The organism is Brucella tritici (assembly GCF_008932285.1).
Taxonomy (GTDB): Bacteria; Pseudomonadota; Alphaproteobacteria; order Rhizobiales; family Rhizobiaceae; genus Brucella; species Brucella tritici.
In genome coordinates this window covers 341,689-354,579 of the sequence record NZ_WBVY01000001.1, presented here as the reverse complement: position 1 = coordinate 354,579, position 12,891 = coordinate 341,689, and the positions used below count along the sequence as shown (strand labels likewise).

The following is a 12,891-nucleotide window of genomic DNA, read 5'->3' as shown; positions in this document are numbered from 1 at the left end:
CCGAAAACCGTTTCACACGTTTCGGGATGCGCTCTAGTGTGGTGGATTTGAATCCGAAATTCGTTCGCAACCCCGCTCCAGAGTGATACGAATTTCGGATTCAAATCCACCACACTAGTTGCGCTGATCCGGCGGCGGCACTTCCGACTTCTGCTTGCAGTCCTTCAGCCAGACGTCATAGATCGGATGCTCGACAGCATTGAGACCCGGACTATCGGCAAACATCCAGCCAGTAAAGATACGGCGAATCTTTCGATCCAGTGTGATTTCATCCACTTCAACGAAGCCATCCGTGCGCGGCGCTTCATTCTCCGTGCGCGAATAGCAGACTTTCGGCGTTACCTGAAGCGCACCAAACTGGACCGTCTCATTGATATAGACATCGAATGTCGTGATGCGTCCGGTGATTTTATCGAGACCCGAGAACTCAGCAACCGGATTGGTGATGCGTTCGGCCATGGCTGTCTGAAAGCTGCTGGTGGTCGCAATCAATGAAATCAGGGCGATTTGAACAGCCCTTTTGATCGAGTTTTTCCCGTTGCCAGCCGTGCCGTGAGATTGCTTCGTCAAAACGGAAATCCGCATCCAAAGGGTTTAAATTAAGCAGGAACAATTCCTAAGCATGAAATGTGACGATTCGTTGCCCTGTCGCAAGCCGCAATACAGCCATCGGCATGAAGCAAGCCGTCTATCCTCAAACCTTTTCTGCAATAGCGTCAAAAGGCGGACATATAAGAAATCCGGCGCGGATTAACGCGCCGGACAAAAATCAAAACCGATTATCAGTTGCCCGGTGTCCAGGCATCGTATTCGCCGGTCACGCGCGGACGCTCCGCAGGTTCCGTACCCGGACGAGCAATAGCGCCTTTCGGACGGTAAGCCAGCGGAGAACCGGTCAGGTTCTGCAGGTGCGGCTTCTGCCAGTCACGTGGCTTGTAGTCTTCCTTGGTAGGCGGCGTGTCGACGCGATGATGCATCCAGCCATGCCAGCCGGGAGGAATAGCGCTTGCTTCCGCATAGCCATTGAAGATTACCCAGCGACGCGTGCGACCTTCGGAGTCCTTGCCACCCTGATAATAGATATTGCCGAACTCGTCTTCACCGACGCGCTCGCCCTTGCGCCACGTATGAAACCGCGTGCCGAGCGTCTGGCCGTTCCACCAGGTGAAAACTTGCGTAATAAATTTCTTCATGACCTATTCCAGATCCATTATTGCCACAGGTGACCGAAACCACCGGGTTTTCTTGCTTATGGCCCTATCGACCGGCCATGGCAAGGGTCAAGTTGCCGCTGTCACAAGAGTATGATGAGCCCAAAACGCGACGCGCTTCAGGCTTCTACATGCCCACATGTCTTAATCCCCAAACCGGTCTCCACTTTGGGAGATATGCTTTACATATTCCAGCTCTCGAGCGACTTTTCCATCACCAGCACCGGCTCCTTGCAATTGGGATCACCCCAATCTTCATTGCGGCCGACTTTGGCATAGCCCTTGCGCTCGTAGAAGTTCACAGCTTTGGCGTTTCTCTCGATCACTTCAAGCTTCATCGTACGAACGTCGGGAAAAGCCATCTCTATTTCAGCGAGAAGCATCGTCCCGATACCCTGAACCTGTGTGTCGGGACGAACATAAAGCTGATGCAGCGAAGCCTTGCCTTCTTCCGACTGGCTGGCAAAAGCCATGCCGTCAATGCCGCCATTGCCGTTATCGGCAACGATGAATTCAGAATAGGGCTTCTTCAGATTGGCCTTCAGAACACCAATGCTGTGCCATTGGGCGGTAACGGCATCCACCGTTTCCCGCCCAAGGATGTCATCAAAGGTCGCGTGCCAGGTCGAGACAAGCAGCTCGTGCACTGCCTTGAGATCAGCCTCCGTCGCACTTCTGACCCACATCACTCTTCAATCCCGAGCTTGGCCTTGACCAGTTCATTGACAGATTGCGGGTTGGCTTTACCGCCGGTCGCCCTCATGACCTGACCGACAAACCAGCCGGCCAGTGTCGGCTTGGCTTTTGCCTGCTCCACCTTTTCCGGATTGGCCGCAATGACGTCGTCCACAGCCTTCTCAATGGCACCGGTGTCCGTGACCTGCTTCATGCCACGTTCTTCAACGAGTTTCTTCGGATCGCCACCCTCATTCCAGACGATCTCGAAAAGATCCTTGGCGATCTTGCCGGAAATCGTGCCTTCCTTGATGAGGTCGATGACAGCACCAAGCTGTTCGGGGCTGACCGGTGATTCCTCAATGTCCTTGCCAGCCTTGTTCAGCGCGCCAAGGAGGTCGTTGATGACCCAGTTCGCTGCGGCCTTGCCGTCACGACCGGCAGCAACGGCTTCATAATAATCAGCAATAGCCTTCTCGGTAACGAGAATCGATGCATCATAGATCGAGATACCCTGCTTCTCGACGAGGCGCTGCTTCTTGACGTCCGGCAGTTCCGGCAGGTCCACTGCCAGCGCATCCACGAATGCCTGGTCGAACTCGAGTGGCAGAAGGTCCGGATCAGGGAAATAGCGATAGTCATGCGCTTCTTCCTTGGAGCGCATGGACCGGGTTTCACCCTTTACCGGATCGAACAGGCGTGTTTCCTGATCGATGGAGCCACCGTCCTCGAGAATGGCAATCTGGCGGCGAGCCTCATATTCAATTGCCTGACCGACGAAGCGGATCGAATTGACGTTCTTGATTTCGCAACGTGTACCGAATTCACCGCCCGGACGGCGCACGGAGACATTCACGTCGGCGCGCATCGAGCCTTCATCCATGTTGCCGTCGCACGTGCCGAGATAGCGGACAATCGTGCGCAACTTGGTCAGATAAGCGCGTGCTTCATCGGAGGAACGCAAGTCCGGCTTCGACACGATTTCCATCAAGGCTACGCCAGAACGGTTCAGGTCCACATAGGACATGGTCGGATGCTGGTCGTGCATGGACTTGCCTGCATCCTGTTCCAGATGCAGGCGTTCGATGCCGATTTCCACGTCTTCGAACTGGCCCTTATTGTCCGGGCCGACCGAAATCATGATCTTGCCTTCGCCAACGATTGGCTGCTTGAACTGCGAAATCTGATAGCCCTGCGGCAGATCGGGATAGAAATAATTCTTGCGATCGAAAACCGACTTCAAATTAATCTGAGCGTTGAGCCCAATGCCCGTGCGAACCGCCTGCTTGACGCATTCCAGATTGATGACCGGCAGCATGCCCGGCATGGCAGCATCAACCAGAGAAACATTCGAATTAGGCTCTGCGCCGAACGAGGTGGAAGCGCCGGAAAACAGCTTCGATTCTGACGTGACCTGCGCATGGACTTCCATGCCGATGACGACTTCCCAGTCGCCGGTCGCGCCGGAGATAAAGCGTTTGGGTTCAGGTATACGCGTATCGATTAGGGACATTACTGGCTCGACAATACTGTGATTGGGCTGAAACTGATTGTTGTATTGGCTAGAGCAAAGCCCCACCGGATGCAAGCTTTTCAGCCACCATTTCCATGATCGCAAAACGAAAAGGCCGCGCTATGCGCGGCCTTTCCGAATTCATGCTGGGAGCAAAGATCAAGCCTCTTCGGACTTGCCTTCGTCAGCCTTCTTCTTAGGAGCGGCCTTCTTCTTCGCTGCAGCCTTCTTGGCAGGCTTTGCTTCCGAAGCTGCATCTTCGTCTTCAGCCGTCAGCTCTTCCTTCGAAACCTTCTTGTCGGTCACGTTGATATTGGCGAGCAGATGGTCAACGACCTTTTCTTCAAAGATCGGAGCGCGAAGGTTGGCAACGGCATCCGGCGTCTTGCGCAGGAATTCGTAGATTTCCTTTTCCTGGCCCGGATAGCGACGAACCTGATCGTAAACAGCGCGCTGCAGTTCTTCTTCAGAAACCTCAACGCCAGCCTTTTCGCCGATTTCCGACAGAACCAGACCGAGGCGCACGCGACGCTCAGCAAGCTTGCGATATTCTTCGCGAGCGGCTTCTTCAGTGGTTTCTTCGTCTTCGAACGTGCGGCCAGCCTGCTGCAGGTCGAAGTTGATCTGCTGCCAGATGTTGTTGAACTCGGCGTCAACAAGCTTCTGCGGCGTTTCAAACTGATAGTCGCCGTCCAGAGCGTCGAGAATCTGACGCTTTACCTTCTGGCGGGTGATCTGGCCGTACTGGCTTTCGATCTGTTCACGAACGACCTGACGCAGACGCTCAAGCGATTCGATGCCGAGCTTCTTTGCAGTTTCGTCATCGAGGACCAGTTCGTTCGGCTTGGCAACTTCCTTGACCTTGATGTCGAAGGTAGCTTCCTTGCCAGCCAGATGGGCAGCGCCGTACTCAGCAGGGAAAGTTACGTTGATAACCTTCTCGTCGCCAGCCTTGACGCCAACGAGCTGCTCTTCGAAGCCAGGAATGAACTGGCCGGAACCGAGAACGAGCTGTGCGTCATTGTCCGCGCCGCCGTCGAACGGCTCGCCGTCGAGCTTGCCCAGATAGTCGATCGTAACGCGATCTTCGTTTTCGGCCTTGCCCTTCTTGGTTTCGAAGGTGCGGGTCGACGAAGCGATGCGCTTGACCTGATCGTCAACTTCCTCATCGGAAATATCGACGACTTCACGGGTAACAGCGATCTTCGAGAAGTCCTTGACTTCGATTGCCGGCAGAACTTCGTAGTTCAGCGAAAAAACGAAATCGGCCTTGCCGTCGAGAACCTGTTCGGCCTCTTTTTCGTCTTCCGACATGATGACTTCAGGCTGTGTAGCCGACTTTTCGTTACGTTCAGCAAGAAGCGAACGCGACGAGTCATTGAGGATTTCGTTGACGATTTCCGCCATGAAGGACTTGCCGTACATCTTGCGGAGGTGAGCCGCAGGCACCTTGCCCGGACGGAAACCGTTGATCTTGGCGCGGTCACGCGCAGTTTCCAGCCGCTCTGCGAGCTTGGCTTCGAGGTCCTTGGCCGGAACCACGACTTTGATCTCGCGCTTCAGCCCTTCATTGAGCGTTTCGGTAACCTGCATGTTCAAACCTTCACTTCTTGTCATTGTCCCGCCGTTACCGGCCTGTTTGCCTTGTCGCGGGAGAGAAATTCTTTTGCCTTATGGCAGTTGGTGCGGATGGAGGGACTCGAACCCCCACGGTCTCCCGCCAGAACCTAAATCTGGTGCGTCTACCAATTTCGCCACATCCGCTTCTGAACCGATGTACATTCCTCAGAAGGCACCATAATTCGTCTCAGATATTGAACCGCCCCTCGAAAGCGCGCGTCTCTATATCATCCAATTTTCCCGGTTCAAAGGAAAAAAGCCGCCTGCCCTGCATAGATTTACAAGGTTCGATCAGGCTGAGCTCTTCCTGCCCTTTCCGTCTCTATATAGCGATCCTGTCGCGTCAGCCAACCCTTTTGAAACAGTGCGTGATGACAGGATCAATAAAGAGGCTCCTGATAGAGCTGCCTTCCGTCTTCCTGCAGGGCCTTAATGACCGGCATTCCCTTCGGATCAACCGCCACAATGGCGGTAATCCGCCGCTCTCGCTGACTGTCTTCAATCGCGCGTCCCTGCCCCTCGGGTACATAATATCGTTCAATGCCGAAATTGAGACGGATATTCGATTCCGGATCATCGGATATGGAATAGGCCGCCTCGCCCCGAATCTGCACTTCGCCCGCAGCGAGTTCTGAAAGCGGAACGAATGAGGCGCGTGAAAAGCGCGCTATTCCGTTTGCATCGGGCTTCACCACAACATACACGGTACGCGAACCGGCAGGGTGCTCACCCTGAATATCCTTTCGGGACAGACTGGAAATCTCGTAACCCAGAACAACGTATTCGCCGCGCATCAGGTCGCGCGGGTCGAAAGGTTCCGTCTGCAGCGTCACTTCCGCGCCTGAGCGCAGGACAGAGGCGCGTTTTTCTATGCCTGCATAAAGAATACCGGTTTGCAGCAATGCAGTGATGGTCGCCCCGACATAGAGCCATTTGAATCGAATAGTCATGGTAGGGCCTCCACGCTGCTTTTCTTTCCAAAGCGGTTCTCCATGCGCCGCACAAAAGCAGCCAGCAGCAGCACGAGAATACCCGCAGTCAGGAAAAACCCGGATGTTCCGATCATGGTGCCGACCGTCTCAAAAGCCAGATAGAGGACCTGGATCGAAAATGCGGCATAGGCGATGGAGCGCAGGCCGCCATTATTTCGACCAGCCACAGCAATCGCCCCGATCGCGAGCGCCAATATGAAGATGCTATATAATATGTCGCGGTCCAGACTTGCACTAACGCTGGAATAGGAGATCATCTGGTTGATCTGAAGCGTGACAAGCGCCAGCAATGCGAGAGCCAAGCCGTATGCCGCAAGCGGATGAGCGAAGCGGGTCAGTCTCTGCACCGTATCATGGGCAAAACCGTCAGCCAGTATCAGACCGATTCCCACGACCAGCATAAGCACCAGCACCGTATTGCTCTCATGCTCCGCATAGACGAGCAAAGCCCAGCCAATGGAGAACATTGCCCACAGATGGGCTGCGTGTCGCGAGCGCGTGAACAAGGCCGCTGCAGCGCCGAACAGCAAAAGCAGCGGTCCGATCCAGCGATAGGTCATGTCATCATAGGACGACGTATCAAAAACGTAGGTCGAAAGATAAAAGCAGGCGACACCGGCGCCGAAAGCCGCCAGTACCGGCGCGCGTAGAAGAAAAGCCGAAACCAGAACGCCTACGGACCAATAGATTGCGGCGGAATGGATGTCGCCGGACAAATGATACATTTGCCCCACAAGCGCCAGCCCTGCCCCGAACGATGCAGCACCCACAATATAGAGCGTAGCCGGAAACAGCTTGTCACCACGAGACTGCCGCCAGGCTCCACCGAGATAACTCACCCAAATAAGAACGAATATGAGGCCGATGCGCATGAGGCGCGGCATTTCCTGCCAGTTCGCGGCAACCAGCATGATAACGGCTGCGCCGAGAAGCAGCCCGCCAAGCGTGGCCAGAACGGAACCAAGGCTGAAGACCGAAGCGCGCTTTTCAAGGTCGGCATTCAGTTTCGATGCTGTTTCCGCATCGATCAGACCGTCCCGCTGCCATCTCTCGATCAGGCGTTCAACAGAAATGGAAAATGACAAATTAGCTCCTGGTCATTCTGTCAGTTGTTGCTGTCGCAACCGTAAGCGTTTGAGAACATATAGGAAACTGCGCTGCCGGCAAAGAGTGGATCAAATCGCTTTGCGGCAATTTTGTGCCATACCAGTCTAATCGATTTAACGTGTCGTGCAGAACCCGCAGAGCAGCTATGCAAACTCGGGTCTGCAACCTGCGAAAACAATAGCTTATATCATGGGCAACAAACGAGATGAATTGAACAGAACTCCAGTTCCTCAACGATGAAGGAATAGCACGATGAACCTCCTCCGCTCTTACAACAACTGGCGCCGTTACCGCGACACCGTCAATGAACTCAGCCAGCTCTCCACCCGTGAGCTGAACGATCTTGGCATCTCCCGCGCGGACATCCCGTTCGTGGCTCGCCAGACCAAGGCCCGTTAAAGACCAGGGCTCGCTAATTCAACGAGCTTTAAAGTTTCTCCAAGTCTGGATCCTCCTCCCACCAGACCTGGTTCATCGCAGAGCCATCCTCCTCCCAGGTTTTGCGATAACAAGGCCGGTTCTCCTCCTCCCAATGCCGGTCTTACCATAATGGCATCCGTCGCTCCTCCTCCCGCGACGGATGCCATTTCTTTTTGCGGCATGATTCCCATCCTTGGCGAGCCTTCTCCATTGAAGGCGTTCAGCAAAGGCGATAAGGGAATGGCCCATGTTAAACACATCCGATCTTTCTCCCGTTCACGTCGTCGGCGGCGGCCTTGCCGGTTCTGAAGCTGCATGGCAGCTCGCGCAGGCGGGCGTGCCCGTCATATTGCACGAAATGCGTCCCGTGCGCGGCACCGATGCCCACAAGACCGAGCAGCTTGCCGAGCTCGTCTGTTCCAACTCTTTCCGCTCGGATGATGCCGAAACCAATGCCGTCGGCGTTCTTCACGCCGAAATGCGCCTTGCCGGATCGCTCATCATGGCGTGCGCCGATGCCCATCAGGTCCCGGCCGGTGGCGCATTGGCTGTCGACCGCGAAGGCTTTTCACAGGCCGTCACTGCCAAGCTTGAAGCCCATCCACTGATTACAATCGTTCGGGAAGAAGTGACCGGTCTTCCGCCAGAGGAATGGGGAACGACCATCGTTGCCACCGGACCTCTGACCGCGCCTTCACTGGCTGAAGCCATCCAGGCGCAGACCGGTGCTGATGCTCTGGCCTTCTTTGATGCCATTGCTCCGATCATCCATTTTGATTCGATCAATATGGATGTCTGCTGGTTCCAGTCGCGCTATGACAAGGTTGGCCCCGGCGGCACCGGAAAGGACTATATCAACTGCCCCATGGACAAGGAGCAGTATGAGGCGTTCGTGGCCGCATTGGTCGAAGGCGACAAGACCGACTTCAAGGAATGGGAAGGCACACCCTATTTCGATGGTTGCTTGCCGATCGAAGTGATGGCCGAACGCGGACCGGAAACCTTGCGTCATGGGCCGATGAAGCCGATGGGCCTTACCAACGCCCATAATCCGACTGTGAAGGCTTATGCCGTCGTGCAGCTCCGTCAGGACAATGCGCTCGGCACGCTCTACAACATGGTCGGTTTCCAGACGAAGCTGAAATACGGCTCGCAGACCGGCATCTTCAAGATGATTCCGGGTCTGGAAAATGCGGAATTCGCCCGCCTCGGCGGTCTTCACCGCAACACCTATCTGAACTCTCCCGTGCTGCTCGATGGTACGCTTCGCCTGAAATCACGCGAAACACTGCGCTTTGCCGGCCAGGTGACGGGTTGTGAAGGCTATGTCGAATCGTCAGCCATCGGATTGCTGGCAGGTCGTTTCACTGCGGCAGAAAAGCTGGGGCAGACATTGACGCCACCGCCGGGAACAACCGCATTCGGTGCCCTGCTCGGTCATATAACGGGTGGGCACATCGTTGCCGATGACGAACCGGGCAAGCGTTCGTTCCAGCCGATGAATGTGAATTTCGGCCTGTTCCCGCCCGTCGACGTTCCGAAGCCGGAAGGCAAGCGTCTGCGCGGCAAGGAAAAGACTGTTGCCAAGAAACGCGCGCTTTCCGCACGTGCTCTGGCTGATTGCCGTCAATGGCTGGACTTGGGGCTGGGCTCGGGGCTAGGACCGGCTGAGTGATATTGCGATGGGCTTCGTTCGATTGAACTAAAGCCCATCGGCTCTGGCTGCTCAGAAATTGGCTCTAAACATGAGCCATTGCTTTCGGATGGCAGAAATGTCCGCCACCTTTTCCGCAGCCTGTGCGCCCAGGCGTTCGATTGCTCGCAGATAGGCCGGAACAAGCGCCAAAGGCAGAAACGCTGGAACAAGGCTCTTCGGCAGCTGTGACTTGTTCTTCTCGAAAATCGCCAGATGTTCACGCGCGAAAGCAAGCATGATGCTGATCACGCGCTCGACAGCAGCCTTGTCTTCGCCAGCAATGAAAGTCTCGCGGGTCACACCGACTGCCTGCAACATATCGGCAGGTACATAGAGCTGCCCACGCCGCCGATGAATAGGCATAAGGCGAAGCAAGCCGGTTACGGCCTGTGCCACGCCAGCATGGCCGGTTGTTTCCGTCTGCGCCTGCGCGGCATCCCTGTCCAAGATAAAGCCGGCTAACTGGATGATAGCCGATGCGGTTTCACCGCAATAACCTTCCAGATCATTGCAGCTGGGCATCGGGTCATCATAAAGATCGAAGATGCGCGCTTCGCAATAATTGTCGAAAGCAGTTTGCGGCAGTTCATATTTTTCAATGGTGCCGATCAGCGCTGCGGCAACGGGATGCGCTTCTGCACTACCCCTCGCCTCGCCGTTGATGAGATCGCGCCACCATTGCAGCCGGACTTCACCCGGTAGCGGTTCGTGGACCAGATCACGGATACGCGCAACTTCCGCATTAAACGCATACAACGCAGCCAAACCGCCGCGACGATCCTCCGGTGCATAAAGCACTGAAAGATAACGATCCCGGTCAGCTTCGCGTAGCAATGCCAGGCAATGAGCCTCATTCTCGTTCATGATGTCAGTCTACAGCAATCAAGGCTGCCGCGACTGCGCGATCTTCGGCCAGCAGCACATTATAGGTGCGAACGGCAGCGCCCGTGCTCATGGGATCGGAAGAAATACGGTGTTCGCGCAGGATAGCGCGAACGTCTTCGGGGATACGGCGCAGATCCATGCCTGTGCCCACCAGCAGAATTTCAATATCGGATGCCTGTTCAAGGATCATCTTTAGATCGGCTTTGCCCAGTATCGGCGGTGTCGCAGGTTCCCAGCCGTGAATGCCCGAAGGCAGGCAAAGAATGGAGCCGCGATGCGACATTTCGGCGAAACGGAAGCCCCCGTCGCCATAGGCATCAATGGGAGCTCGGCCAGGAAAATGGGCCTCGCGTATCTCTATCCCTTTGGCCATTTTCAGCTTTCCAAATTCAGCGATTGCGCCAGTTCATCATCCATTTGATCGCTGGATTCATCCGGCCCGCGCGGCTTGAGGCCGAACTGAACCAGCAATGGAGCGGCGATGAAGATCGATGAATAGCTTGCAACAATAATACCGACGCTGAGCGCCAGCGCAAAGCTGCGGATATCCGCGCCACCGAAGGCATAGAGCGGAATATGCGCCAGAAATGTCACAAAGGACGTCAGCAAGGTACGCGACAGTGTCTGGTTGATCGAGGCATCGATGATGGCAGGCAATGGTGCGCTTTTATAGACCCGCAGATTCTCGCGCACGCGGTCGTAGATCACGACCGTATCATTCAACGAGTAACCAATGATCGTCAGGATTGCCGCGACGCTCCACAGATTGAACTCCATGCGAAACACGATGAACATACCCGCAAGGATGATAACGTCGTGCAAGGTCGACAGCACCGCGCCAAGCGCGAGTTGCCAGCGGAACCGAACCCATACGTAGATGAAGATGCCGATCAGCGACAGAATAACCGCCAGAATACCGGCGCGGGAAAGCTGTTCCGAAACTGTCGGGCCAACGACTTCAACGCGCTGGAACGAATAATCCTGCTCGAACTCTCCACGCAGTTTCACGGCGACGGTTTGTTCGGCATCGTCGCCAACTTCCTGACTGCCTATAATGACAAGGGCAGAGCGCGGGGACTTTGCCGGCAGGACACGGGCGCTTTCGATGTTGAGTTCGGTAAGGCGCTCGGTGATATCCTCAAGGTTGGCGTCGCCGCTTCGGGCCTGCAACTCGACCATTGAGCCGCCACGGAAATCAATGCCGTAGTTGAAGCCGATATTGACGAACAGCGCTACCACGATGGCGCAGGCCAGCACCGAGATGCCGAGCGTCACGAATTGCAGACGCATGAACGGAATGTGCGTTACAGTCGGAACCAGTTTCAGACGACGCTTCGGCACTTCCTTCGGCTTGGCCGTGCGCACCCACTGCGCGATCAGCAAGCGAGTGAAGGTAAGCGTCGTGAAAAGCGTGGTGCCGATACCAACCGCCACCGTCAGCGCGAAGCCATGAACCGTTCCCGATCCGAGCAGGAACAGGACAAGCGCTGCAATAAGTGTGGTTAGGTTTGCGTCGATGATAGTCGAAAGAGCGCGATAGAAGCCGGATTCCATCGCCTGAACAACAGAATAGCCTTTGCGGCGATCTTCGCGCACGCGCTCATAAATCAGGATGTGGGCGTCAACGGCCAAGCCGATCGTAAGCACCAGACCGGCAATGCTGGCGAGACTGATCGAAGCGCCGATCAGCGAGAGTATGGCTGTCAGGATGATGATGTTGACGGCCAGCGCGATCATGGCGATCACACCAAGGATTCCGTAGGACAAGACCATGAACAAGCCGACTAGCAGTGCCGCAAGCAATGCTGCCAGTGCAGCAGCGCTGGCATAGTCTTCGCCCAAAGCCGATGCGATCGTACGTTCTTCCAGAACCGTTACGTTTTGTGGCAGCGCACCGGACCGCAGCACAACCGCCATGTTGTTGGCGGCCTGAAGATCGAAAGCACCTGAAATCTGCAGCTCGTTGGTGTCGAGCTTCTCATCGACAGCGGGCGCGGAAACGATCTGGTTGTCAACGACGATAGCAAAGCTACCACCAACCAGATGCGATGTTGCTTCGGCAAGGCTTTTGCGGCCTGCATCGTCCAACGTCAGTGTGATGAGAGGCTCAGTATCGTCGTCCGACAGCGTCGCCTTGGCGTCAGTCACATTGGCGCCAGTCAGAATCGGCTGCTTCTTGACGAGATAGCCGACCGGCGGATCGTCATAGGAATAAATGATTTCACTGTCAGCCGGTGGCGTGCCACGAATGGCGTCATCCGGCGACATGGTGCTGTCTACAGCGCGGAAAGAGAAGTCGCCGCGAACGCTGAGAATGTCTTTCAGAAGCTGCGCGTCATAAACGCCGGGAACTTCGACCCGAATCTGATTGCGGTTTTCCGCTTCAACAAGAGGTTTGCCATAACCAAGCTCCTCCAGGCGCTGCCGCATAATATTGGCTGTGCGCTCGAGGTCGCCTCGTCCCGCATTCTGCACTTGCAGGACCAGACGAGAGCCGCCGGAAAGATCAAGCCCGAGGGCGATCTGCTGCTTCGGCAGGAAATTTGGCAGCTTCGCCAACGTTTCACGCGAGAAAAAGTTAGGGGATGCGATGATGAAACTCACGAGAACCGCGAGCCAGATCAGGGCAGATTTCCAGCGTGAAAAATAGAGCATAGAGCAGCAATTCCGTATCAGCTTGGATAGAGCATGCCGGAGTTCACCTGTTGCGAACCGCTCTCCGGCGTCGTGGCACGCGCATCGTATATTAGCGCACACCGAATAATGCGCAGG

General features: G+C 55.5%; 12 protein-coding genes and 1 tRNA gene. 2 read left to right on the top strand and 11 right to left on the bottom strand.

Going from position 1 to position 12,891, the window contains the following annotated elements:
• Positions 1–114: 114 nt before the first annotated feature.
• The 8 genes from F9K94_RS01820 to F9K94_RS01785 all read right to left on the bottom strand — a co-directional run bounded on the left by F9K94_RS01820 (position 115) and on the right by F9K94_RS01785 (position 7,096).
• Positions 115–585, bottom strand: a complete 471-nt coding sequence (locus tag F9K94_RS01820) for a DUF2155 domain-containing protein (protein WP_151557979.1) — start codon at positions 583–585, stop codon at positions 115–117.
• A gap of 197 nt (positions 586–782) precedes the next feature.
• Complete coding sequence (locus F9K94_RS01815) at positions 783–1,193, bottom strand: NADH:ubiquinone oxidoreductase subunit NDUFA12 (protein WP_010661260.1); 411 nt, start codon at positions 1,191–1,193, stop codon at positions 783–785.
• 200 nt (positions 1,194–1,393) lie between these two features.
• Positions 1,394–1,897 (bottom strand): GNAT family N-acetyltransferase, encoded by a 504-nt coding sequence (locus F9K94_RS01810; RefSeq protein WP_151557981.1) that lies wholly within the window; start codon positions 1,895–1,897, stop codon positions 1,394–1,396.
• Positions 1,897–3,399, bottom strand: coding sequence for an Asp-tRNA(Asn)/Glu-tRNA(Gln) amidotransferase subunit GatB (gene gatB, locus F9K94_RS01805; RefSeq protein ID WP_109987683.1), 1,503 nt, complete (start codon positions 3,397–3,399; stop codon positions 1,897–1,899). Before gatB ends, F9K94_RS01810 begins: the two co-directional genes overlap by 1 nt.
• A 159-nt stretch (positions 3,400–3,558) precedes the next feature.
• The gene (gene tig, locus F9K94_RS01800) at positions 3,559–4,992 is read right to left on the bottom strand and encodes a trigger factor (RefSeq protein WP_268878386.1); all 1,434 of its coding nucleotides are present in this window, start codon (positions 4,990–4,992) and stop codon (positions 3,559–3,561) included.
• A gap of 88 nt (positions 4,993–5,080) precedes the next feature.
• Positions 5,081–5,163, bottom strand: a tRNA-Leu gene (locus F9K94_RS01795).
• Between the two features lie 236 nt (positions 5,164–5,399).
• A complete protein-coding gene (locus F9K94_RS01790) occupies positions 5,400–5,969 on the bottom strand; it encodes a GDYXXLXY domain-containing protein (protein WP_151643308.1) in 570 nt (189 codons plus the stop codon).
• Positions 5,966–7,096, bottom strand: coding sequence for a DUF2157 domain-containing protein (locus F9K94_RS01785; RefSeq protein ID WP_151643306.1), 1,131 nt, complete (start codon positions 7,094–7,096; stop codon positions 5,966–5,968). Before F9K94_RS01785 ends, F9K94_RS01790 begins: the two co-directional genes overlap by 4 nt.
• Positions 7,097–7,370: 274 nt before the next feature.
• Here F9K94_RS01785 and F9K94_RS01780 point away from each other — a divergent pair, with 274 nt between their 5' ends.
• Positions 7,371–7,517 (top strand): DUF1127 domain-containing protein, encoded by a 147-nt coding sequence (locus F9K94_RS01780; RefSeq protein WP_006466676.1) that lies wholly within the window; start codon positions 7,371–7,373, stop codon positions 7,515–7,517.
• A gap of 268 nt (positions 7,518–7,785) precedes the next feature.
• Positions 7,786–9,213 (top strand): methylenetetrahydrofolate--tRNA-(uracil(54)-C(5))-methyltransferase (FADH(2)-oxidizing) TrmFO, encoded by a 1,428-nt coding sequence (gene trmFO, locus F9K94_RS01770; protein WP_151643304.1) that lies wholly within the window; start codon positions 7,786–7,788, stop codon positions 9,211–9,213.
• A 51-nt stretch (positions 9,214–9,264) separates the two neighbouring features.
• Here the strand turns inward: trmFO and F9K94_RS01765 are convergent, their stop codons facing one another.
• From F9K94_RS01765 to secDF, 3 genes are read right to left on the bottom strand one after another with little or no spacing between them, the layout of a single operon-like run.
• Complete coding sequence (locus F9K94_RS01765; RefSeq protein WP_151643302.1) at positions 9,265–10,098, bottom strand: phytoene/squalene synthase family protein; 834 nt, start codon at positions 10,096–10,098, stop codon at positions 9,265–9,267.
• Between the two features lie 4 nt (positions 10,099–10,102).
• The gene (locus F9K94_RS01760) at positions 10,103–10,492 is read right to left on the bottom strand and encodes an Mth938-like domain-containing protein (RefSeq protein ID WP_061346414.1); all 390 of its coding nucleotides are present in this window, start codon (positions 10,490–10,492) and stop codon (positions 10,103–10,105) included.
• A gap of 2 nt (positions 10,493–10,494) precedes the next feature.
• Positions 10,495–12,774 carry a protein translocase subunit SecDF gene (gene secDF, locus F9K94_RS01755; RefSeq protein ID WP_235920557.1) on the bottom strand — a complete coding sequence of 760 codons (2,280 nt, stop codon included), beginning with the start codon at positions 12,772–12,774 and terminating at the stop codon, positions 10,495–10,497.
• Positions 12,775–12,891 lie beyond the last annotated feature (117 nt).